At 36.7% G+C, this 21,788-nt stretch carries 23 protein-coding genes; 5 read left to right on the top strand and 18 right to left on the bottom strand.

Annotated features, from left to right (window positions below; all coding sequences use genetic code 11):
- Positions 1-59 precede the first annotated feature (59 nt).
- Entirely contained in the window at positions 60-1,625 is a 1,566-nt protein-coding gene (locus JHK62_RS03765) for an ABC transporter substrate-binding protein/permease (RefSeq protein WP_199575357.1), read from the top strand.
- Positions 1,618-2,358 carry an amino acid ABC transporter ATP-binding protein gene (locus JHK62_RS03770; RefSeq protein ID WP_199575358.1) on the top strand — a complete coding sequence of 247 codons (741 nt, stop codon included), beginning with the start codon at positions 1,618-1,620 and terminating at the stop codon, positions 2,356-2,358. The genes JHK62_RS03765 and JHK62_RS03770 overlap by 8 nt, the downstream gene beginning before the upstream one ends.
- 64 nt (positions 2,359-2,422) lie before the next feature.
- Here the strand turns inward: JHK62_RS03770 and JHK62_RS03775 are convergent, their stop codons facing one another.
- From JHK62_RS03775 to JHK62_RS03795, 5 genes are all read right to left on the bottom strand, one after another.
- Positions 2,423-3,325, bottom strand: a complete 903-nt coding sequence (locus JHK62_RS03775; protein WP_199575359.1) for an SPFH domain-containing protein — start codon at positions 3,323-3,325, stop codon at positions 2,423-2,425.
- A 147-nt stretch (positions 3,326-3,472) separates the two neighbouring features.
- Entirely contained in the window at positions 3,473-4,393 is a 921-nt protein-coding gene (gene jag, locus JHK62_RS03780; protein ID WP_199575360.1) for an RNA-binding cell elongation regulator Jag/EloR, read from the bottom strand.
- Between the two features lie 10 nt (positions 4,394-4,403).
- The gene (locus tag JHK62_RS03785; protein ID WP_199575361.1) at positions 4,404-5,219 is read right to left on the bottom strand and encodes a YidC/Oxa1 family membrane protein insertase; all 816 of its coding nucleotides are present in this window, start codon (positions 5,217-5,219) and stop codon (positions 4,404-4,406) included.
- A gap of 3 nt (positions 5,220-5,222) precedes the next feature.
- The gene (gene rnpA, locus JHK62_RS03790) at positions 5,223-5,564 is read right to left on the bottom strand and encodes a ribonuclease P protein component (protein ID WP_199575457.1); all 342 of its coding nucleotides are present in this window, start codon (positions 5,562-5,564) and stop codon (positions 5,223-5,225) included.
- A 285-nt stretch (positions 5,565-5,849) separates the two neighbouring features.
- Positions 5,850-6,167: a hypothetical protein gene (locus JHK62_RS03795; RefSeq protein WP_199575362.1), complete on the bottom strand. Its 318-nt coding sequence runs from the start codon at positions 6,165-6,167 to the stop codon at positions 5,850-5,852.
- A 69-nt stretch (positions 6,168-6,236) separates the two neighbouring features.
- On the opposite strand from JHK62_RS03795, the gene JHK62_RS03800 reads away from it, so the two are divergent.
- On the top strand, positions 6,237-6,608 hold the full coding sequence (locus JHK62_RS03800; RefSeq protein ID WP_199575363.1) for a MerR family transcriptional regulator: 372 nt from the start codon (positions 6,237-6,239) through the stop codon (positions 6,606-6,608).
- Positions 6,609-6,620: 12 nt separating this feature from the next.
- On the opposite strand, the gene gltX is transcribed toward JHK62_RS03800, so the two are convergent.
- From gltX to JHK62_RS03835, 7 genes are all read right to left on the bottom strand, one after another.
- A complete protein-coding gene (gene gltX, locus JHK62_RS03805) occupies positions 6,621-8,087 on the bottom strand; it encodes a glutamate--tRNA ligase (RefSeq protein WP_199575364.1) in 1,467 nt (488 codons plus the stop codon).
- 188 nt (positions 8,088-8,275) lie between these two features.
- Positions 8,276-8,770, bottom strand: coding sequence for a beta-class carbonic anhydrase (locus tag JHK62_RS03810; RefSeq protein ID WP_199575365.1), 495 nt, complete (start codon positions 8,768-8,770; stop codon positions 8,276-8,278).
- A 63-nt stretch (positions 8,771-8,833) separates the two neighbouring features.
- Positions 8,834-10,198, bottom strand: coding sequence for a DNA repair protein RadA (gene radA, locus JHK62_RS03815; protein ID WP_199575366.1), 1,365 nt, complete (start codon positions 10,196-10,198; stop codon positions 8,834-8,836).
- A 2-nt stretch (positions 10,199-10,200) separates the two neighbouring features.
- On the bottom strand, positions 10,201-10,647 hold the full coding sequence (locus JHK62_RS03820) for a dUTP diphosphatase (RefSeq protein ID WP_199575367.1): 447 nt from the start codon (positions 10,645-10,647) through the stop codon (positions 10,201-10,203).
- 116 nt (positions 10,648-10,763) lie between these two features.
- Complete coding sequence (locus JHK62_RS03825) at positions 10,764-12,560, bottom strand: ABC transporter ATP-binding protein (RefSeq protein ID WP_199575368.1); 1,797 nt, start codon at positions 12,558-12,560, stop codon at positions 10,764-10,766.
- Positions 12,557-14,269, bottom strand: a complete 1,713-nt coding sequence (locus JHK62_RS03830; protein ID WP_199575369.1) for an ABC transporter ATP-binding protein — start codon at positions 14,267-14,269, stop codon at positions 12,557-12,559. Before JHK62_RS03830 ends, JHK62_RS03825 begins: the two co-directional genes overlap by 4 nt.
- A gap of 194 nt (positions 14,270-14,463) precedes the next feature.
- A complete protein-coding gene (locus JHK62_RS03835) occupies positions 14,464-15,489 on the bottom strand; it encodes a YeiH family protein (RefSeq protein ID WP_199575370.1) in 1,026 nt (341 codons plus the stop codon).
- A gap of 227 nt (positions 15,490-15,716) precedes the next feature.
- Between JHK62_RS03835 and JHK62_RS03840 the strand changes: the two genes are divergently transcribed.
- Positions 15,717-16,730: an NAD(P)H-dependent glycerol-3-phosphate dehydrogenase gene (locus JHK62_RS03840; protein WP_199575371.1), complete on the top strand. Its 1,014-nt coding sequence runs from the start codon at positions 15,717-15,719 to the stop codon at positions 16,728-16,730.
- A 20-nt stretch (positions 16,731-16,750) separates the two neighbouring features.
- Positions 16,751-17,650 carry a UTP--glucose-1-phosphate uridylyltransferase GalU gene (gene galU / locus JHK62_RS03845; protein WP_199575372.1) on the top strand — a complete coding sequence of 300 codons (900 nt, stop codon included), beginning with the start codon at positions 16,751-16,753 and terminating at the stop codon, positions 17,648-17,650.
- A 49-nt stretch (positions 17,651-17,699) separates the two neighbouring features.
- Here galU and JHK62_RS03850 read toward each other — a convergent pair whose 3' ends face one another.
- The 6 genes from JHK62_RS03850 to pyrF all read right to left on the bottom strand — a co-directional run bounded on the left by JHK62_RS03850 (position 17,700) and on the right by pyrF (position 21,781).
- A complete protein-coding gene (locus JHK62_RS03850; protein ID WP_199575373.1) occupies positions 17,700-18,389 on the bottom strand; it encodes a rhomboid family intramembrane serine protease in 690 nt (229 codons plus the stop codon).
- Entirely contained in the window at positions 18,373-18,912 is a 540-nt protein-coding gene (locus JHK62_RS03855) for a 5-formyltetrahydrofolate cyclo-ligase (RefSeq protein WP_199575374.1), read from the bottom strand. The genes JHK62_RS03850 and JHK62_RS03855 overlap by 17 nt, the downstream gene beginning before the upstream one ends.
- A gap of 106 nt (positions 18,913-19,018) precedes the next feature.
- Positions 19,019-19,441 carry an aspartate carbamoyltransferase regulatory subunit gene (locus JHK62_RS03860; RefSeq protein WP_199575375.1) on the bottom strand — a complete coding sequence of 141 codons (423 nt, stop codon included), beginning with the start codon at positions 19,439-19,441 and terminating at the stop codon, positions 19,019-19,021.
- Between the two features lie 29 nt (positions 19,442-19,470).
- On the bottom strand, positions 19,471-20,400 hold the full coding sequence (pyrB, locus tag JHK62_RS03865) for an aspartate carbamoyltransferase (protein ID WP_199575376.1): 930 nt from the start codon (positions 20,398-20,400) through the stop codon (positions 19,471-19,473).
- 3 nt (positions 20,401-20,403) lie between these two features.
- Positions 20,404-21,057 (bottom strand): orotate phosphoribosyltransferase, encoded by a 654-nt coding sequence (pyrE, locus tag JHK62_RS03870; protein ID WP_281389889.1) that lies wholly within the window; start codon positions 21,055-21,057, stop codon positions 20,404-20,406.
- On the bottom strand, positions 21,035-21,781 hold the full coding sequence (pyrF, locus tag JHK62_RS03875) for an orotidine-5'-phosphate decarboxylase (RefSeq protein WP_281389891.1): 747 nt from the start codon (positions 21,779-21,781) through the stop codon (positions 21,035-21,037). Before pyrF ends, pyrE begins: the two co-directional genes overlap by 23 nt.
- Positions 21,782-21,788 lie beyond the last annotated feature (7 nt).

The raw sequence follows: 21,788 nt of genomic DNA on the forward strand, positions 1-21,788 counted from the left end.
ATTGTCAAACACCTTTATTTAAGATACAATGGAAGGCAATATACTTACAGGAGGTTGATATGAAAAAGATATTATTTACTATTTTAGCAACAGTTTCTTTTTTATTTGCTGGCGTAACTAGTATCCAAGCAGACGATTATTTACGTGTTGGAATGGAAGCTGCTTATGCTCCTTTTAACTGGACTCAAGAAACCAATAAAAACGGGGCAGTCCCTATAGAAGGTTCTTCTCAATTTGCAAATGGTTATGATGTTCACGTTGCTCAAAAAATCGCTGATAGACTCGGTAAAAAATTAATTGTTGTGAAAACCTCTTGGAGTGGTCTTATTCCTGCTCTCACCTCCGGTAAGATTGATATGATTATTGCTGGGATGAGTCCCACAGAAGAAAGAAAATTAGAGATTGATTTTTCAACTAGTTACTATACAAGTAAACCAATTCTAGTCGTTAAAAAAGATAACCCTTATGCGAGTAGTAATACTTTAGCTGATTTTTCGCAAGCTAAAATCACCTCTCAACAAGGCGTATATCTCTATGACCTTATTGACCAAATCCCTAATGTTTCTAAACAAACGGCCATGGCTGATTTTGGACAAATGCGACAAGCTCTTCAATCAGGAGTGATTGATGCTTATGTATCAGAGCGTCCTGATGGTATCTCTGCTGAAATGGCTAACTCTGATTTTAAAATGATCCAATTAAGTGATGGTTTTAAAGTGAGTGAATCAGATGTTGCCTTAGCTATTGGGCTTCGAAAATATGATCCCATCATGGCACAAGTCAATAGCGTTCTGGAGGACTTTTCAACAGAGCAACAAATCGCCCTAATGGATGACATTATTGCTCTTCAACCAATCCAGGAAGAAACTGGAGAAAAACCTCATTTTATTAGTCAAGTCATTACTATTGTTCAAAACAACTGGAAACAGCTCCTAAGAGGGACTGGGATGACTCTATTCATTTCCATTCTAGGAACGATTTTAGGAACCAGCATAGGCTTATTGATCGGTGTTTATAAAACAGCTCCAAAAGCAAGCCATAAAGGACTCTTGATTTTACAAAAAGCATTTAATGCTCTGATTAATGTCTATATTGAAGTCTTTCGTGGAACACCAATGATTGTACAATCCATGGTGATCTATTATGGTACTGCTCAGGCCTTTGGCTTATCAATTGACCGAACACTTGCTGCTGTCTTCATTGTATCGATTAATACGGGTGCTTATATGAGTGAGATTGTCCGTGGTGGTATTTTTTCTATCGATAAGGGGCAATTTGAAGCCGCAACCGCACTTGGGATGACTCATAGACAAACCATGAGAAAAATCATTCTTCCTCAGGTCATGCGAAATATTTTGCCAGCAACCGGAAATGAGTTTGTTATCAATATTAAAGATACTTCCGTACTAAATGTTATTTCTGTGGTTGAGCTCTACTTTTCGGGGAATACTGTGGCTACCCAAACGTATCAGTACTTCCAAACCTTTACAGTGATAGCGATTATCTACTTTGTTCTCACTTTCACGGTGACAAGAATTCTGCGTTATATTGAAAAACGTCTTGATACTGATCACTACACAACGGGAGCTAATCAAATGCAATTGGAGGTGGCAAACCATGACTAATACCATACTTGAAATTAAACATCTTAAAAAATCATATGGCCAAAATCAGGTTTTAAAAGATATTTCTCTAACAATTAACAAGGGGCAAGTCATCTCAATTATCGGTAGTTCAGGCTCTGGTAAATCAACACTCCTTCGATCGATTAATCTCCTTGAATCACCTACTGAGGGAGAAATCCTTTATCATGGAAAAAATGTGCTCGAAAAAGGCTTTGACCTAACTACCTATCGTGAAAAGCTGGGGATGGTTTTTCAATCCTTTAACTTATTTAATAATTTAAATGTGTTAGAAAATGTGATGGTCGCTCAAACGACCGTTTTAAAAAGAGATAAAAGTGAAGCAGAACAAATTGCTAAGGAAAATCTCAACCAAGTAGGAATGACCGAACAATACTGGTTGGCTAAGCCCAAACAATTATCAGGTGGGCAAAAACAAAGAGTTGCTATTGCTAGAGCTCTAGCCCTTGATCCTGAAGCTATCCTTTTTGATGAACCCACTTCTGCTCTTGACCCTGAGATGGTTGGTGAGGTTTTAAAAACCATGCAAGATTTAGCCAAGTCAGGCTTAACCATGATTATTGTGACACATGAAATGGATTTTGCTCGTGACGTATCAGACACGGTTATCTTTATGGATAAAGGCATTATTGCTGAACAAGGTAGTCCAAAACAAATCTTTGAAACACCAAAAGAAGAAAGAACTAAAGAGTTCTTAAAACGTTTTTTGAAATAATCATTAAGAAAAAGACCACTCAATTGAGTGGTCTTTTGACTAGTAGGAAAACTTTCCCATTATATTATTTATGGTTTTTTACTTTCAAAGCAGATAACACTTGTGTGCGAATATCTTCAACGCCATCAGGATTGTTTGGCAAGAAAATCGTTTGATTGCCACTCGCTGCAAAAGTATTTAGGGTATCTAAATATTGGTTGGTTAGCAAAATTGACATGATTTGTTCTTCATTTAAACTAATATTAGCATCTTTTAATTCTTGGATAGAGTCTGCTAAACCATCAACAATGGCTTTACGTTGTTGGGCAATACCCACACCATGTAAGCGATCTTTTTCTGCTTCGGCTTCTGCTGCAGTCACAATCTTAATCTTGTCAGCATTTGCTAATTCTTGAGCAGCCACACGTTTACGTTGTGCAGCATTGATTTCATTCATTGATTGCTTAACTTCCGCATCTGGTTCGACTTTAGTAATCAATGTTTTAACAATGATATAACCATAGCTAGACATTTCTTCTGCCACTTGATGTTGGACTTCAAGGGCAATCTCATCTTTTTTCTCAAACAGTTCATCTAGTGTTAGTTTAGGAACAGAGGAACGTAGGGCATCTTCAATATAGGATTTAATTTGCTCTTCTGGACGCATCAATTTATAATAAGCATCCATAACGTTGTTTTCATTAACACGGTATTGCGTTGCAATATTTAAGGTAACGAATACATTATCTTGTGTCTTTGTTTCAACAATTAAATCACTTTGAAGCAAACGTAATTGAATACGCGCTGCTAATCGATCAATACCAAACGGCATTCTTAGATGAATTCCGCTGGAAGACGTTTTTAGATATTTCCCAAAACGTTCTATAATCACTACCGTCTGTTGTCTAACGACATAGAGAGTACTGATAACGACTGCTAAAATTAATAGCAGAATAAAAATAAACGGTAATAATGTTACGATTAACATAATGATAATCCTCCTTGTGTATTAATTATATAGTTTTCTTATACACTTTGCAAGAGCTGACTGGTCATTATTAAAAGACTAATCATAAGTTTAAGTTCACAATTTCAATAAATAAAGAGTGGCTTTAAGCCACTCTTTTAAAAGCTTTTAATCATTACTTGGAACGACAACAACATAACGGTTAGGGTCATTTCCTTCAGAATAACTATCAACACCTTCAATTGCTGTAATCGTTTTGTGAATAATTTTTCTTTCTGTATTGCTCATTGGGTTCATTTCATATTTCTCACCTGAGGCGAGAACACGTTTAGCAATTTTCTTAGAAAAATCAATTAAAGTCTTCGTTCTATGTTCCACATAATCGTGAACATTAACAGTAACTGAGAAGGCTTTTGAATAATGATCATGAAGATAATTTTGCGCCAATAATTGTAATGATTTCAACACCTTACCGTGGTAACCAATCACTCTACCAGGATCTGGAGTGTCAATTTTTAAATTAATTTGGCGATGATTAAGGGTAATATCAATACTTGCTTCTAAATCCATTTCATAGATAATTTTAGAAATGTAGTCAGAAACATCTTTACTAGCTTCTTCAATAGAAACTGTCTCTGTTTCATTAGTGTTTTTTTGCTTTTCTTCGGCACTCAACACTTCTAAAACATTGATATGGCCAGTTTCTTGTAAGATGGTTTGAGGCGATTTCTTACTTTCAAGTAATTGCTCCTTGACACTGTCATCTATCAGCTCTCCCTTTTCTTCCATTTCTCTAATAATACTTGTCACTTTTCCAAGCTCTACAGTATCTTCTAAACTAGATTTAACAGGAGCATTTTGTCGATTAATTTCATCAGGAACACCTCTAATGGCTTTTCTATCCGCTTTATTAATGATATTCTCACTGATGTTTTCAATCTCTACCTGTGCAGGTTTTCTCCCAAATCCTAAAAAGCCTTTTTTTTCACGAGATACCACTTTAATATGGGCTTTTAAACGCGAAATATTAAGTTCTTTTAGGCCAGTTTCAATAGCCTCTTCAACAGTTTTTCCTGTGAATAAAACCATAATCGTCTCCTTATTTTCTCTTTTTTTGTGCTTTTTTCTTGGCACGTCTTATCTTAGCTTGTTTTTCTTTTTCTTCTCGCTCTAAACGTTCATACTCTGCAATTTTCTTAAAAGGATTATTAAAGATTAACGTTTGGAAAACTTGGTAAGCATTTGAGATTGTCCAGTAAAGGGCAACACCACTAGCCATATTAATACCAATAATTAAAATCATGATTGGCATGATATACATCATTGCCGTTAAGACACCATTTTTTTCTCTGATTCCCTTATTACTCAACCATGTTGATAAGAAGGTGAAAATAGCAGCCAACACCGGCAACACAAAATAAGGATCAGGATTAGCGATTTCAAGCCATAAAAAAGTTCCAGTTTTTAAAAAGGCAACTCGAGAAAGGGCTTGATAAAGCGCTAAAAGAAGTGGCATCTGAATAAATAGAGGTATAAAACTAGAATAAGGATTAACGTTATTTTCCTTATAAAGTTGTTGCGAGGCTTCTGCAAGAAGCATACGGCTTTCTGTGTCTTTACCAGGATATTGCTTTTGTAATGCCTTTAGCTTTGGTTGGATTTCCTGCATTTTTTGACTAGATTTCATTTGCATATTGTAAACGGGCAAAAGAATGGTTCTAATCACTAAAGTAAAGAGGATAATTCCGATACCGGTACGTTCATTAAACGATAAAGCCTGAATCATCTCTGCAAAGAAATAAACAAATTTTTCCCATAATCCGTCTGAATTAGCAGCTATTTCACTTGTCCCACAAGCTGTCAAAACAACAAGAGAAACAATCACTAACAATGATAATTTAAGTTTCTTTTTCAATGGTCAACCTTTCTTTGAATAACATTTAGCTAAGCTAAAGACATGAATCATATTTTTTTTAATGGCTTGATAGTCAAGATCTTCAACACCTTTTCGTGCAATAATCACATAGTCTTTACAATCAATATCTTGTGATAATTCCATAAACGCATGGCGTATTTTTCGTTTAATACTATTTCTTACCACGGCATTGCCAAGTTTTTTACTGACTGATAATCCCACTCGATAATGAGGGTAATGCTTATCTAAATAATATAAAACAAAATGACGATTAGCAGCACTTTTGCCATGATCAAAAATAGCTTTAAAATCTTTATCACTTTTTACACGATGGGTTTTCTTCAAAACACGACTCCAAATATCTAAATTACTATTATTATACCATAAAATAATAAGTCTAGTCATCTAGTCATTTGCCTTATCAACGAGATGTCTTGTTTATTAATCTCACAAGGTTATATTATATCATGACACTTCTATAAAAACAACGTTACTTCCCTCAAACACTTAAAAATAGCCAGCTTTATTCCCCAAAAACGAAAAATAAAGCCGACTACCTAAAAATTGATTTATAATCATTGCCGATGAGGCAAAACAGTTAATTAAAAAGAAAAGGTGATCAAGCAATGATCAACGATTTAGTAACATGATCACGAGAATTATCGTTATCACCCCATGAATGACTAAATGAGAAAGATGAATTTCTTGATAAATTAGCTTACCATTAATGGGTCTGATAATTAAAAAGGCTATTAAACTACCGATTATGACATAATGCAAATTAATCATAGAAAAGGTTCCTAATAAAAACATAGAGAAGCTTGCAATCATCAATACAATTGGTATAATATTAAGCAACAAAAGCCATAAAGGCATTTTTTGATAGCTACTTATAACAGCTAAAGCCATTAGAAATAGATAGATGAAGGGTAGAATGAGTGAGAACATGGTTGTCTCCTTTCTTAACTTTTCTTCATTATAAAATGAGGGGCTAAGCCCCTGTCAAGGAGATGACTCATGAAAACAGGAACTGTCGTGAAAAAATACCAAATTTCGCGAGATAGCTTACGATTTTATATTGAAAAAGGCTTGCTTTCTCCCGAAAAAAAAGAAGCTCACTATGATTGGTCACAAAAAGATTGCGAAGACCTTGAAAATATTATTGGTTTACGTGACTTGGGCTTTTCCATCAAATCTATTCTTCGCCTCAAATGGCTTCATGACAAAAAATGTGGCACTAAAGAACAACTAGAAGAAAACAAGGCCGTTTTAATAGAAGAAATTGAAAATAGAACAAAAGAGCTTGAACATATTAGTTATCAAAAAAGACAATTAGAAGATCTTCTACAACAATTAGCAATCAATTTAAAAAATCTATCAGAAAACTGATAGATTTTTTAATTACAAGGTTTTTAAGATATTGTTGATATGTTCAATTGATTGTTGTCTACCTAGCAAATAAATGGTGTTTGGTAGGTCAGGTCCATGCATTTCTCCTGAAACAGCAATACGAATTGGCATAAAGAGGTTTTTTCCTTTTATACCAGTCTCTTTTTGGACAGCTTTAATTTGTGGGAAGATGTTTTCTGGTTTAAAGTCTTCATCTGATAAAGCCTCTAATTTGTCTTTAAATTGACCAAGTACCGTTGGTACTGTCTCTCCTTGTAGGACCTCTTTTTCAGCTTCTCCCAATTCTGGAAAATCAGAAAAGAATAAATCTGTCAAAGGAACAATCGCATCAATAGAGACCAGTTGAGGTTGATAAAGGGCAACCAATTCTTTTGATTTCTCATTGAGGCGACCTGCTTTTTCTAAAAATGGTTTAGCCAATTCATAAATCTTATCAGCTTCTGCATTTTTAATATAGTCGTTACTCATCCAGTCCAATTTCTTTTGATCAAAGGCTGCTGGTGATTTACTCAAGCGATTTTCATCAAAAAGTTTAATCAACTCTTCACGAGAAAAAATTTCTTCTTCACCACCAGGGTTCCAACCAAGAAGCGCAATAAAATTAAAGACGGCTTCTGGTAAATAACCTTTTTGACGATAGTCTTCAATGAATTGAAGCGTGTTAGTATCACGTTTTGAGAGTTTCTTTCCAGTCTCGCTATTAATGATAAGCGTCATATGACCAAATTCTGGTGCTTTCCAACCCAAAGCCTCATAAACCATGAGTTGCTTTGGTGTATTGGCAATGTGGTCATCACCACGAATAACATGACTTATCTCCATCAAATGATCATCAATAACAACAGCAAAATTGTAGGTTGGATAGCCATCTTTTTTCTGGATAACCCAGTCTCCACCAATATTGGCACCTTCAAAGCTAATCTCGCCCTTAACCATATCATGCCATTGATAAATTCCTTTTTCATTAACTGCTAAACGAACCGTTGGCACAATTCCCTTAGCCACTCTATCAGCGATATAAGCCTCTTTTTCTTCGTCATTCATGCCTAGAAATTCATTGACATAGCGAGGTGTTTCACCTGCTGCTTCTTGGCGTTCACGCTCAGCAGCCAACTCTTCTTCTGTCACATAAGATTTGTAGGCAAGACCTTTTTCAAGGAGTTCATCAACATATTTTTGGTAGATATCAAGACGTTCTGATTGGCGATATGGACCAAACTCATCCTTAGGGTTAACAGGACTCTCATCCCAGTCCATTCCTAACCACTTCAGGTTATCTAATTGCGAGCGCTCACCATCTTCAACATGGCGTTTACGGTCAGTGTCTTCAATACGAATAATAAAATCTCCACCATGGTGACGAGCGTATAAATAGTTAAATAATGCTGTACGAGCATTCCCGATATGTAATAGTCCTGTTGGACTTGGTGCATAGCGCACACGAATCTTATTAGTCAAAATAGTTCTCCTATATGGTTTTAAATCGTCATTATTATATCATATTTTTAGTCGAATAGTGAGACGACTTTTTATTTTCATAGTAACGCTTTAATTCATCATCATTCCATGAGCCGTTAGATACAAAATTGGGGTCATCTGGATATAGTTTATCGGCTTTATCATAAAGAATGACCCCATTCTAATAATTATTTCACTTCTACCATCCGTCCTGTATCAACATCATAAATAGCTCCTGAAATGAGAACATCATCAGGGATAAGGGGAGACTCTTTTAAAAGAGCAATATCTTCTTTGACGCTTTTTTCAAGATCCTTAAAGGGTAGAAAATCATAGTCTGAAACGTCAACACCCAAGTCTTTTTTTAGTTGTTGTTTCAACTTGTCATTGGTAAAGGTCTTGGCACCACAATCCGTGTGATGGAGCACAACAATTTCTCTTGTTCCCAGTAATTGTTGGGAAATGGTTAAAGACCGAATCATATCAGGGGTCACGCGACCTCCTGCATTTCTCAAAATATGAGCATCTCCTAACGCCAATCCTAGTGCTTGAGCAACGTGCAGGCGAGAATCCATACAGGTGATAATGGCTACCTTCGTTTTTGGGGGTAAAGGGAGATGGGCAGTGCCATGGAGGTTGACATAAGCCTCATTTGCCTCCATGAAATTTTTAAAGTAAGACATCTTTTCTCCTTTTCATGACAATCATTTCTGAGAGTGATTTTGTTGATGGATAAGGTATTCTGGCTAGCGACCAAAAACCTTTTGTAAGACTTCACTCACTGTTGACACTCCAATGACTTCTATATTTTTAGGAATTTCTATTCCAGTTAAAGCCGTTTTGGGCACATAAATCTTGGTGAAACCTAACTTACTGGCTTCGTTGATCCGTTGATCAAGGCGATTAACTCTCCTGATTTCACCCGTTAGGCCAATCTCTCCCACAAAGCAGTCTTGAGGATTGGTTGGTTTATCTTTGTAGCTAGAGGCAATAGCAATGGCTACTGCTAAATCTATAGCAGGTTCATCTAACTTGACACCCCCTGCTGATTTGAGGTAGGCATCTTGGTTTTGTAGAAGCAAGCCACAGCGTTTTTCTAAAACAGCCATGATGAGACTTGCCCGATTAAAATCTAGACCTGTTGTTGTTCGCTTGGCATTACCAAAGACTGTTGGCGTCACAAGCGCTTGAACTTCAGCTAAAATGGGTCTTGTCCCTTCCATGGTCACAACAATGGCTGAGCCTGTCGCACCATCCAATCGCTCTTCTAAGAAGACTTGGCTAGGATTTAAGACCTCGACTAAACCAACAGACCGCATTTCAAAAATACCAATTTCATTGGTTGAACCAAATCTGTTTTTGACAGCTCGTAGGATTCTAAAGGTGTGTTGTCTCTCTCCTTCAAAATAAAGAACCGTATCAACCATGTGTTCTAACAATCTTGGACCTGCTAGGGTCCCTTCTTTGGTGACATGACCAACAATGAAGGTGGCAATATTGTTGGTCTTAGCAATTTGCATCAACTCAGCAGTCACTTCTCTCACTTGACTGACAGATCCTTGCACACTGGAAATTTCTGGACTCATAATGGTTTGAATCGAGTCGATGATAAGGAAATCAGGTTGAATCTTTTCAATTTCCATACGGATGGACTGCATGTTGGTTTCTGCGTAGACATAAAAAGCATTGTCAATATCACCCAGACGCTCACTTCTTAGTTTGATTTGCTGAGCAGACTCTTCGCCAGAAACATAGAGAACCGTTCCTTTGTGAGCCAACTGCGTTGACACCTGAAGGAGCAAGGTTGACTTACCGATTCCTGGATCACCACCAATCAAGATAAGACTTCCAGGAACCAGACCTCCACCAAGGACTCGGTTAAACTCAGCCATATCTGTTTTGACGCGTGAAAAATGACTTGACGTCACATCCTTTAATTTGATCGGTTGACTTTTTTCGCCTGTTAGTGACACACGCGCATTTTTAACCTCAGTAACTGGCGTTTCTTCAACAAAAGAAGACCAGGCTGAACAATTGGGGCAACGGCCTAAATATTTTGGTGAATTATAACCACATTCTTGACAAATATAAACTGTTCTTTTTTTAGCCATGATTAGTTTCCTGTGCTTCCAAAGCCACCTGTTCTTTGTCCAGTTGCTTCATCATTATCCGCGATTAAAAAAGGGGCAAAAACAGCTTGAACAATCCGTTCACCAACCTCTATAGTTACTTCTTTATCGGTGATATTTTTCATTTGGGCAAAAATATGACCTTCGTTTGCAGAATTCCCATAGTAATCACCATCAATCACACCAACAGAGTTGATGAGCACCAATCCTTTTTTTCTAGGATTAGAAGAACGATCATAGAGATAAAGTACCTCATTGTCTTGCATATAAGCCTTAACACCAGTGGGAATCAGCTTAATGTCACCAGCTTCTATCACTATTCTTTCAGCGGCTTTTAAATCATATCCAGCCGCATGACTGGTTGCTCTTTTGGGTAATAATGTCTTATCTGAGTACTTGCTAACTAGTTCAAAACCTCTTATTCTCGTCATTTGAATCTCCTTTTTTTCTATACTTTATTATAATTTATTCGTAAATGAATTGCAAAATTGCAATCTAACACCAGCAAAAAGAGTTATCTTTTGAAGATAACTCTTGTTTTTGATGATTATTCAAAGACAAATTGATTGTGATACAGTTCAGCGTAGAAACCTTTTTCTTTTAGTAATTGATGATGATTGCCTTGCTCAATCACTTGACCATCCTTTAAGACGATGATATTGTCAGCATTTAGGATAGTTTTAAGACGATGGGCAATGACAAAACTAGTTCGTCCAGCAATAATGGTTTCCATCGCTTTTTGAATCTTACTTTCAGTTACCGTATCAACGTTTGATGTCGCCTCATCCAAAATGAGCACTTGAGGGTCGGTTAACAGAGTTCTCGCAATAGAGATGAGTTGCTTTTGACCCGTTGAAAAAACATTATCACTATCACTTACCATCGTTTGGTATTTGTCTGGTAAGCTTTCTATAAATTCATGGATGTGGGTAGCACGCGCTGCCGTTTCAATCATTTCTTGACTAGCATCTGGCACACCAAAAGCAATGTTTTCTGCTATTGTGCCACTGAATAAGACGGATTCTTGTAGCACGATACCGACATTTTGTCTCAAACTATCTAAGTCATACTCTCTAATATCCTTGCCGTCAAAGGCTATAGAGCCACCATCAACATCATAAAAGCGATTTAGTAAATTCATGATGGTTGTTTTCCCTGACCCAGTTGGACCAACAACGGCAATCATTTTCCCTTTAGGCGCTGATATGGTGACATCAGACAAGACTTTTTGTCCAGGAAGGTAACCAAAATCAATGTGATTGATGGCGACTTCTTCTTTTAACTCTGTAAATTCAGGAGCGTTTTGTGGCTTAACTTCTTCAGTTTCATCAAACATTTCTTGAATTCTTGATGCCCCTGTAAAGGCCAACTGGAGTTCTGCCCAACTAGATGAGACTTGCATGATTGGTTGATAGTATTGTTGTGAGTATTGAACAAATGTCACTAGTAACCCTAATGCTGCAGCTCTTGTGAGGCTCGTATCATTTAAAACAATGGTTGACCCTACAAAGATAACCGTTGCCGTATTAAACAAACTAAAACCGTTCATGACTGGGAAAAGCATACCAGCAAAAAGTCTTCCTTTAAAGGTTGCCTTACGAACACGGTCATTTAGCTCTGTAAAGCCTTCAATAGCATCCTCTTGCAAACCCTGTACGATAATCGCTTTTTGACCTGAAATTTTTTCATCCATGTAAGCATTAAGTTGGCTCACTTCTTTTTGTTGGAGATCAGTGTATTTTCTTGCTTTTCTAATAATGATAAACAAAACGATGAGCGCCACTGGTGTTGACATCATGGTCACTAAAGCAAGTTTCACATTTTGAGTATACATCATCCAAACCAAACCAATATAAAAGGCAATATTAGACACGACTTGGGTCATGCTTTGATTAAGAGAGTTTTGGATGTTATCTAAATCACTGGTAAAGCGTGATAAAATATCCCCATCTTTATGTTGGTCAAAAAAGGCAATGGTCAATTTTTCTAATTTGCCAAAAAGCCCTTTTCTCATACTACTGGTTGAATAAGCAACAATTCTTGTAAAAATCAACGTATATATCAAAGAAGAAACCGCTATGAAGACATAGGTTAAAAAGAGATACCACATCACCGATAAAAAAGGAGCCTTACTTGGAGCAACAAAGGCTTGTCCTGTTGCCTGACTAACTGCCTTTGCTTCAAAATAATCTTGTGTCCACTGTCCTAACTCCGTTAAAGATTGTCCTAGATAAATAGGCGCTTGTACCCGTAAATAGGTTGATACCACTATGGCCAAGAAAATAAGAAGAAAGGAAAGGCGGTATTTTTTAAAATAATACCAGAAAAAACGAGCTGTTTTCATTGATTTTCCTCCTGACCTTTTTGAGTTTCATAGATTTCACGATAAATAGCATTATTAGCCACTAATTCTGAGTGAGTCCCTTGACCAATCAAAACACCATTATCTAGAACGAAAATTTGATCAGCTTTAATGACTGAGCTAATCTTTTGAGCAATCATAATGGTCGTTGTGTCTTTTAATTCATTGTTTAAAGCTTCTTGCACCAATTTTTCTGATTTGGCATCAAGGGCTGATGTAGAATCATCTAAGATGAGAACTTTTGGATTACCAATCACACCTCTTGCAATACTCATTCTTTGTTTTTGACCACCTGAGAAATTGTTTCCTCTTTCTTCAACCATACTTTCGTAATGTTCAGGCATTCGTTCAATAAATTCTTGTGCTTGCGCGATACTTGCTGCTCTTTCAAGTGCACTATTGTCTGCCAAAGGATTCCCTTGTCTCAAATTATCAGCAATCGTACCGCTAAACAAAATCGCTTTTTGTAAAACAATTGAGACCGTTTCGCGTAAGGTTTTTTCATTAATCTTTTTGATGTCTTGTCCACCAATCAAAACCCGTCCTTTTTCAGGGTCAAATAATCTTGCGATTAACTGAGCAAGAGTTGACTTCCCTGAACCGGTTGCACCAACAATCCCAACCATTTGTCCTTTTGAAATGGAAAAATTAATATTTTTCAAGGTCGGCTTGCTATCATTGGGATAGGTAAAAGTGACATTTTCAAAAGCAACGCTACCAGACAAGTCCATATCTGCCACATCCTCAAAAACCATGGCTGGATTGGTATCTAACACTTCTTTAATCCGTTTGATTGAAATAAAAGCACGACTAGCCTGCATGCCCAAAAAACCAACCATGATAATCGTGAACATGAGTTGCATCATATAAGTCATAAAGGTTGCCACACTACCAATCACTTCAGGATCCGTCTCAACAAAGGTTGAAACCATATAGATGGCCACAAAAATTGCCATATAAGAAACAAACATTACCATTGGTTGCATGATAGAAAAACCATAACCGATGAATAAATTGAGATTAAGCAGTTTATCAGATTGCTCTTTAAATTTATTGAATTGTGATTCTTCTTGAACAAAAGATTTCACAACTCTGGCGCCACGAAGATTTTCTTTAGCAATCCCATTAATTTTGTCCATTAATTTTTGAAATTTACCAAATCTTGGTCCCATTAAACTCATGATAACACCCATAATGGTAGCAATAATAACCACCATCAAAACAAGAATCCACCATAATCTTGGGAGGGTATCTAGGGCTAAAATAAACGATCCGATAAACATTAAGGGTAGCCTTATTAAAATTTGAAATATCATCATCATCAAATTTTGAATTTGATTAACGTCATTGGTCATTCTAACGACCAGATTACCAGCATTGAATGCTTCGACATTGGCATAAGAAAAGGTTTGAATTTTACGAAAGGTTGCTTCTCTAATATCTGCTGAGACACCTTGAGCTATTTTTGCGGCTAAAACAGTGTTAACCACTCCTGAAAGGAGCCCAAGAAAGGCAACAAGAAGTAAAATGGTGCCAACGGACGTTATTTTTTCGTGATCTTCTGTTAGTAAGGCTGTGAGAATAGATTTCATAAATCTAGGTTGTAATAAAGAGTTGGTCACAATTCCTAAAACCATCAAAACAGAAGCTAAAGCATACCATTTGTATTTCATAATGGCTTTAAATATCATTTTGTCTCCTTTAAATAAAATAATAGCAGTGAGTATTTGCTCACTGATTTTTTTAGTATTCTTCTTACATTCTATAATAATTATTGCTAAAAGTCTAATAAGCAGTACGTTTTTCACTGATAAGAAGACTATAAAAAACGAAGATTTTCCTAGAGAAAACCCTCGTTTTTATTAGATAATGAGCTAGATGTTATTTACCAAAGATGAAAGAGATGTTGCATCCCTAAACTCACTAAAGTAATAGCAATCCAACAACAAGCTCCTAAGATAATGGCTTGTTTTCCTGTCTTAATAAGTTTAAGGGGATGAGTATTTAAGCCAATAGCTGCCATTGCCATAACAATAAAGAATTTAGACAGCTGTTTAAGAGGATTAAAAATACTTGGATTAATGCCCACTTGTGTCAAAATGGTTGTCAATAAGGATGCTAAAATAAAGTAAATAATAAACATAGGAAAGATTTTACTGATTTTAGGACTTTGTTGTTTAAGCTGGCCGTTAGATTGACTTTTACGTAAACGATAAAAAGATAAAAATAGGGTGATGGGAATAATCGCTAATGTTCTAGTTAATTTAACAACAGTTGCCCCGTCCAAAGTATTGGAACCATGAATTCCATCCCAAGCAGTTGCTGTTGCTGTAACTGATGAGGTGTCATTCACAGCTGTCCCTGCAAAGATGGCAAACCCATCATTTGATAGGCCAATCATATCACCTAGGGTTGGAAAAATGAGGGCTGCTAAAATATTAAATAGAAAAATCACCGAGATGGCTTGCGCTATATCATGATCATCTGCTTCTATGACAGGCGCTGTTGCTGCTATAGCAGAACCACCACAAATAGAAGAGCCAACGCCAACAAGAGTTGCTGTATTTACATCTAATTTTAACGCTCGTTGTAGTAAGAAGGCGACCACTAAAGAGGTGGTGATGGTAGAAATAATAATGGGTAGCGAACTTTTCCCAACTGCTAAAACTTGTGATAAATTTAGTCCAAATCCTAACAAAATAACAGCCAACTGAAGAATAAATTTGGAAGTATATTTGACACCAATTTGGATACTATCAGACGGTTTGTAAAAAGTATTAAGAATCATTCCTATGAAAATAGCAAACACTGGAGCGCCAACTAGAGGCGCTAGTTCTCCTAGAAACGACGCCACACTAGCCATAACAAGACATAATAAAATACCAGGTATTCTTTGCGTTATGTTATTCAAAATAATCTCCTTAATCTATTATTATAACGACTAATATCCATTTAGATAGTTTTTAATTAATTTAATAGTTTTATTATAATAAAGATTTGAGATGATGTAAACTTAAGAACTTTCTCTTTTATCATGGTGATAGGAATTCGTTTTTATGTTGACAATTAAGACTTTTTAATAATAATTTGTTATAATGAAGCTAATAATATCACCTGTTTGTAATAAAGGAGAGAAAAATGATGAAACAAAAAATTGCTGTCTTAGGACCAGGGTCTTGGGGAACAGCATTATCCCAAGTGCTTAACGATAATGGACATGACGTAAGACTTTGGGGCAATATTCCTGAACAAATTGACGAAATTAATACCAAACATACCAACCAACATTATTTTAAGGATATTGTTTTAGATTCAACTATTAAAGCTTATACTGATCTTGAAAGTGCTTTGAAAGATGTTGATGGTATTGTTTTTGTTGTTCCGACTAAGGTAACACGCTTAGTCGCCAAACAAGTGGCTAAAGTGCTAAAACACAAGGTTGTGATGATGCATGCTTCAAAAGGATTGGAACCAGAAACTCACGAACGCTTATCTGTCATTTTAGAAGAAGAAATCCCAGAAAATCTTAGAAGTGATATCGTTGTTATCTCAGGTCCAAGTCACGCTGAAGAAACTATTGTTCGAGATATCACCCTAATTACTGCGGCCTCAAAAGATTTAAAAGCTGCTCAATTCGCGCAAAAAATCTTTAGTAATCATTATTTTAGACTCTACACTAATACAGATGTCATTGGTGTTGAAACAGCTGGTGCTCTTAAGAATATTATTGCTGTTGGTGCTGGTGCCTTAAAAGGATTAGGTTATGGCGATAATGCTAAGGCGGCTATCATTACGCGCGGCTTGGCTGAAATTACACGTCTAGGCGTTAAAATGGGGGCCAATCCTCATACCTATAGTGGCTTATCTGGCGTTGGTGATTTGATTGTTACAGGAACATCTGTCCACTCTAGAAACTGGCGTGCTGGTCATGCCTTAGGTAAGGGTGAAAAACTAGAAGACATTGAAAAAAACATGGGCATGGTTATTGAAGGGATTTCAACCACTAAAGTTGCCTACGAATTAGCCAATGAATTAGATGTTTACATGCCAATTACAACTGCTATCTATCGTTCCATATACGAAGGTGCTGATATCAAAGAAAGCATTCTTGATATCATGTCCAAAGAAATGAGAGCAGAAAACGAATGGTAACCAAACAAGGAGATCAGAACATGAGAAAAAAAGTGAGAAAAGCTGTTATTCCAGCTGCAGGATTAGGAACTCGTTTTTTACCCGCAACAAAAGCGCTAGCAAAAGAAATGCTTCCTATTGTTGATAAACCAACGATTCAGTTTATCGTTGAAGAAGCGTTAGCTTCTGGTATTGAAGATATTTTGGTGGTTACAGGAAAATCAAAACGCTCTATTGAGGATCACTTTGATTCTAATTTTGAATTAGAATACAATCTCAATAAGAAGGGAAAGAAGGATCTCTTAAAATTAGTGGATGAAACAACTGGTATTCGCCTTCACTTTATTCGTCAGAGTCATCCTAATGGTCTTGGAGATGCTGTTTTACAAGCTAAAGCTTTTGTCGGCAATGAACCTTTTGTTGTCATGCTCGGTGATGATTTAATGGAAGATGACATTCCTCTCACCAAACAACTCATCAATGACTATGAATCCACTCATGCTGCTACTCTTGCTGTCATGGAAGTGCCTCACGAAGAAGTCTCAAGCTATGGTGTTATTGCACCACAAGGAAAAGGGATAAATGGTTTGTATAGTGTTGATTCCTTTGTTGAAAAACCTAAACCTGAAGAGGCTCCTAGTAACCTAGCCATTATTGGTCGCTACTTGTTAACACCTGAGATTTTTGACATTCTTGAAACACAAGAACCGGGTGCTGGAAACGAAGTGCAACTAACAGATGCTATTGATAAACTAAACAAAATTCAACGTGTTTTTGCGCGTCAGTTTACTGGAAAACGCTATGATGTTGGTGATAAATTTGGTTTTATGAAAACATCCATAGATTACGCTTTAAGACATCCTCAAGTAAAGGATGCCTTAAGAACTTATCTCATTGATTTAGGTAAAAAACTAGAAAAAGAAACTCAAAACAAAGAATAAAATGTTTACATCAAAAGACAGGTATGAAATCATACCTGTCTTTTTTTGATTAAAATGGATTACTATAACTACTAAAAGCATAAAATAGCAACAAAGCAATAATAATAAAATAGCCAACAAAAGCAAGCAACCTCTGATTTTTAGGGAATAATTCCCCTTCAACTCTTGTGGTTAAAAAGATTGCAACAATAGCCCCTCCTAATGCACCACCTAGGTGTCCTTCAATACTGATCCCTGGCATAAAAAGATTAAATAGTAAGTTGATACCAATTAATAATTTATAATTTTGACCTAGTTGTTTGAGGTAAGGATTGATGCCATAATGACCAACTAGCGCAACAGCAGCAAATAGACCAAATAAAGAAGTGGAAGCTCCTGCTACTAAAACACTTGGTGTCAAAGCTAGCGCCAACATATTTCCCATGATACCTGATAAAAGATATAATAGTAAAAATTTAGCTGATCCAAAAAGAGGTTCTGTTACTCTTCCAAGAAAAAATAAGGTGATACTGTTTAAAGCAAAGTGCTCCCAACCAATGTGAACAAAAATGGGAGTTACAAGACGCCACAATTGACTTGGAAATAGGACAACATAATCACCATACATGCCCCCAAAACTAAAAACAGCTTGAAAACTTTCTGCTTGGCCTAGGTAAAGTACTTGCATGAGTAAAAAAATAAGAATAGTCACTGCCAATAGAAAACTAGTGGCTGGGTAGTTTTTAAGCATTTGTTTCATCTATTAATACCTTTCTAACGGCAATATCATGAGTTTCTGGATCAAATTCTTTCAATTGTTGTTGGTAAATGGTAGCAAGAGTCAACCCCTCATAATCTTTTAGGTAGCGATCATAAAATCCACCACCATAACCAATCCGATACCCTTTACTATTAAAAATAAGTCCAGGAACATGAATTAAATCAATGTCAGTTTTTAAAATAGCTTGGTTGCTATTTGGTTCTTTTAAGCCAAAAGACGATAGCGAAAGATCATTCTCATCATAAGGCACAAAAATCATTTCGCCCTTGGACATCACTTTAGGCACTAGAATTCTCTTGCCGTCTTGATGCGCTTGATGGATGATTAAAGATGTATCATATTCAAACTCAAAAGAAAGATAAGTGGCAATGGTCTTTGCTTCTTTATAATCTTTAAGTGCGATGAATTGTTCTAAGAGCCATTGATCCGCTTTTCTTTTCGCTAAAGGGTCATGTGCTTTTAATTGCGCAAGTATCTCTTGTCGCCATAACTTTTTTGTCATGTTACTATCATATCATATTTTTTCTTTTTTTCTGTTCTTATAATTCCTAATTTTGACAATAAAAAATCACTAGTTAGTACTAGTGATTGAAAGCTATTTTGTTTTTTTAAGCAGTAACTTGCTCTGCGTCACAATAGACACAACGGTAAACTTTTTGTTCTTTATTGACCAACTTAAATTGTTGGACAATTTCTTGCTCGATAGAGGTGATACAGCGAGGGTTTTTACACTTGATTACATCGGTCAGTGTTTCTGGTAAAGAAAGGTGTACCTTTTCTTCTAATTTGCCTTCTTTAATACGATTAACTGTTATGTTACTATCAACATAACCTAAAACATCAACGTTTAACGGAATATCTTCATCAATTTTGATAATATCTTTACGGCCAAATTTTGTGCTCATAACACGTTGAATAACTGCAACTCCACAAGATAATTTGTCTAATTTTAACAAGTCATAAATTTCCATGCTTTTGCCTGCTTTGATATGGTCTAACACAATCCCTGTTTTAATGCCATCAATATTCATTTCTTTGTCTCCTTCATTTTTCTCGTTTGTTATGCCTGTTTTTCAATACCTAATAAGAATAGAATTAGTGCCATTCTAATATGTTTTCCACACAAAGCTTGAAAGAAATAGGCAGCTCTTGGGTCTTTATCTACTTCTACAGAGATTTCGTTAACTCTTGGTAGAGGATGTAGGATGGTTAGATCTTCTTTAGCGACTTTTAATTTTTCCAAATCAAGGATGTAGCTATCTTTTAATCTAATATAGTCGGCCTCATTGAAGAAACGTTCTCTTTGAACACGTGTCATATAAAGAATATCAAGTGAGGCCATTGCATCTTCTAATTTTTCAACTTCTTCCCACTCAGCCCCTGCTTGAGTCATTTTTTCTTTCATATAGTCAGGAACCTGTAATTCTTGTGGAGAAATGAGGACAAATTTGACATTAGGGTAACGAAGCATAGCTTCAATGAGTGAGTGAACGGTACGACCGAATTTTAAGTCGCCACAAACACCAACCGTCATATCTGACAGTCTGCCTTTTTTACGATTGATGGTTAAGAGATCCGTCAGTGTTTGTGTTGGATGGAAGTGCCCACCGTCACCAGCATTGATAATCGGAACAGTTGTTCTTTGCGAAGCAACAATTGGTGCGCCTTCTTTGGGGTGGCGCATGGCAATAATATCAGCATAACAACCTACCGTTTGGACAGTATCACTCACACTTTCTCCTTTAGCTGCTGAGCTGGAGTTGGCAGATGAGAAGCCTAGAATACTACCACCTAGTTCTAGCATAGCTGCTTCAAAACTCAATCTTGTTCTTGTACTTGGTTCAAAAAAGAGTGTGGCTAATTTTTTATGTGCACAAATGCTTTGATAGTCTTTAGGATTTGCGACGATATCATCTGCAGTTGCAATTAACTGATCAATCTCTTGTACGGTTAAATCGGTAATGTTGATAAGATTTCTAATAGCTGTCATTGGTTACTTATTTCCTTTCATCCATGAATCATCTGTTGGGTTGTTTCTAAAAGTGACTATTTTTTCTTTTTGGTCTAGGGTGATGTTTTGTTGTTCAACAGCAACCTCTAGTAGGACATCAAGATTAGAGAGACTATGATTGATGACTTGATTTTCTCTCAAGCGCTCAGTTGCTTTGGTCATACCATAGGTAAAGATGCTAGCAATCCCTAAAACGTCGGCACCAAACTCTCTTAAAACGTTTACGGTGTCTATGGCTGAACCAGCAGTTGAGATTAAATCTTCAATCACCACCACTTTTTGACCTGGTACCAACTTGCCTTCAATTTGGTTAGTGCGACCATGTCCTTTAGCTGAGCCTCTTACATAGCCCATTGGTAAGTTTAACAAATGGCCAACGATAGCAGCATGAGCAATTCCTGCCGTACTCGTCCCCATTAAGACTTCACAACTTGGAAATTGGGTCTTAATGATCTCTGCCAAGCCTTCTTCAATCCTTGTTCTAATCTCTGGCGAGGTTAGGGTTAACCGATTATCACAGTAGATAGGGCTCTTAATACCAGAAGCCCAAGTAAAAGGGTCATCAGGTCTTAGAAAAACAGCATTGATTTCTAGGAGACCCCTAGCAATGGTTTTATCCAGGTCTTTTGTCATCATCTTCCTCCTTTTTTGATGTTAAAAATCCTTTCAAACAATTTTGATACGCTAAGACAGGATCTTTTGCTTTGGTAATGGGTCTACCAACCACAATAAAATCTGACCCTAATTGTCTCGCTTGTTGCGGTGTTGTAATTCGCACTTGGTCATCTTTTTGACTATCTTTAAAACGAATACCTGGTGTCACCGTTAAAAAGTCTTTGCCACAAACTTGGTGAATCACTGGTGCTTCGTGAGGTGAACAAACGACACCATCAAGTCCAGCTCTTTTGGCATTTTGAGCATAGACCTTAACAGTTTCCTCAAGTGAGGACGAAATCAAAAGCTCCTCTTTCATTCTTGCTTCATCTGTCGAGGTCAGCTGGGTCACTGCTATGATAAGTGGGCGCTTATTTGTTTGCTGGGTTAAGCCTTTTAAGGCGGCTGCCATCATCTCAATGGTGCCTGCGGCATGAACATTGACCATGTCTACTTCCAAATTGGCTAAAACACTCATCGCCTGTTCGACAGTATGCGGGATATCATGTAGTTTTAAATCCAGAAAAATCTGATGACCTCTAGACTTGATTTCTTTAATAATAGCTGGCCCTTCACTATAAAACAATTCCATCCCAACCTTGACAAATAGCTTCTCCTCAGGAAATTGATCGAGAAAGGCAAGCGTCTCTTCTTTGTTGGGAAAATCAAGAGCAACAATCACAGCTCTATCCATCTGTTTTAACATCAATGGT

This window comes from Streptococcus pacificus, assembly GCF_016481305.1.
Taxonomy (GTDB): domain Bacteria; phylum Bacillota; class Bacilli; order Lactobacillales; family Streptococcaceae; genus Streptococcus; species Streptococcus pacificus.

What these genes read in the sequence shown, in the direction of transcription:
- JHK62_RS03765 (WP_199575357.1), top strand. Translation starts at nt 60, where the DNA reads ATGAAAAAGATATTATTTACTATTTTAGCAACAGTTTCTTTTTTATTT.
- JHK62_RS03855 (WP_199575374.1), bottom strand. Translation starts at nt 18,912, where the DNA reads ATGACAAAAAAGTTATGGCGACAAGAGATACTTGCGCAATTAAAAGCA.
- jag (WP_199575360.1), bottom strand. Translation starts at nt 4,393, where the DNA reads ATGGTTTTATTCACAGGAAAAACTGTTGAAGAGGCTATTGAAACTGGC.
- JHK62_RS03825 (WP_199575368.1), bottom strand. Translation starts at nt 12,560, where the DNA reads ATGAAAACAGCTCGTTTTTTCTGGTATTATTTTAAAAAATACCGCCTT.
- JHK62_RS03860 (WP_199575375.1), bottom strand. Translation starts at nt 19,441, where the DNA reads ATGAATATTGATGGCATTAAAACAGGGATTGTGTTAGACCATATCAAA.
- JHK62_RS03830 (WP_199575369.1), bottom strand. Translation starts at nt 14,269, where the DNA reads ATGATATTTAAAGCCATTATGAAATACAAATGGTATGCTTTAGCTTCT.
- JHK62_RS03770 (WP_199575358.1), top strand. Translation starts at nt 1,618, where the DNA reads ATGACTAATACCATACTTGAAATTAAACATCTTAAAAAATCATATGGC.
- JHK62_RS03840 (WP_199575371.1), top strand. Translation starts at nt 15,717, where the DNA reads ATGATGAAACAAAAAATTGCTGTCTTAGGACCAGGGTCTTGGGGAACA.
- JHK62_RS03810 (WP_199575365.1), bottom strand. Translation starts at nt 8,770, where the DNA reads ATGTCTTACTTTAAAAATTTCATGGAGGCAAATGAGGCTTATGTCAAC.
- JHK62_RS03820 (WP_199575367.1), bottom strand. Translation starts at nt 10,647, where the DNA reads ATGACGAGAATAAGAGGTTTTGAACTAGTTAGCAAGTACTCAGATAAG.
- pyrF (WP_281389891.1), bottom strand. Translation starts at nt 21,781, where the DNA reads ATGTTAAAACAGATGGATAGAGCTGTGATTGTTGCTCTTGATTTTCCC.
- JHK62_RS03850 (WP_199575373.1), bottom strand. Translation starts at nt 18,389, where the DNA reads ATGAAACAAATGCTTAAAAACTACCCAGCCACTAGTTTTCTATTGGCA.
- JHK62_RS03795 (WP_199575362.1), bottom strand. Translation starts at nt 6,167, where the DNA reads ATGTTCTCACTCATTCTACCCTTCATCTATCTATTTCTAATGGCTTTA.
- pyrE (WP_281389889.1), bottom strand. Translation starts at nt 21,057, where the DNA reads ATGATGACAAAAGACCTGGATAAAACCATTGCTAGGGGTCTCCTAGAA.
- radA (WP_199575366.1), bottom strand. Translation starts at nt 10,198, where the DNA reads ATGGCTAAAAAAAGAACAGTTTATATTTGTCAAGAATGTGGTTATAAT.
- JHK62_RS03800 (WP_199575363.1), top strand. Translation starts at nt 6,237, where the DNA reads ATGAAAACAGGAACTGTCGTGAAAAAATACCAAATTTCGCGAGATAGC.
- JHK62_RS03775 (WP_199575359.1), bottom strand. Translation starts at nt 3,325, where the DNA reads ATGTTAATCGTAACATTATTACCGTTTATTTTTATTCTGCTATTAATT.
- pyrB (WP_199575376.1), bottom strand. Translation starts at nt 20,400, where the DNA reads ATGACAGCTATTAGAAATCTTATCAACATTACCGATTTAACCGTACAA.
- galU (WP_199575372.1), top strand. Translation starts at nt 16,751, where the DNA reads ATGAGAAAAAAAGTGAGAAAAGCTGTTATTCCAGCTGCAGGATTAGGA.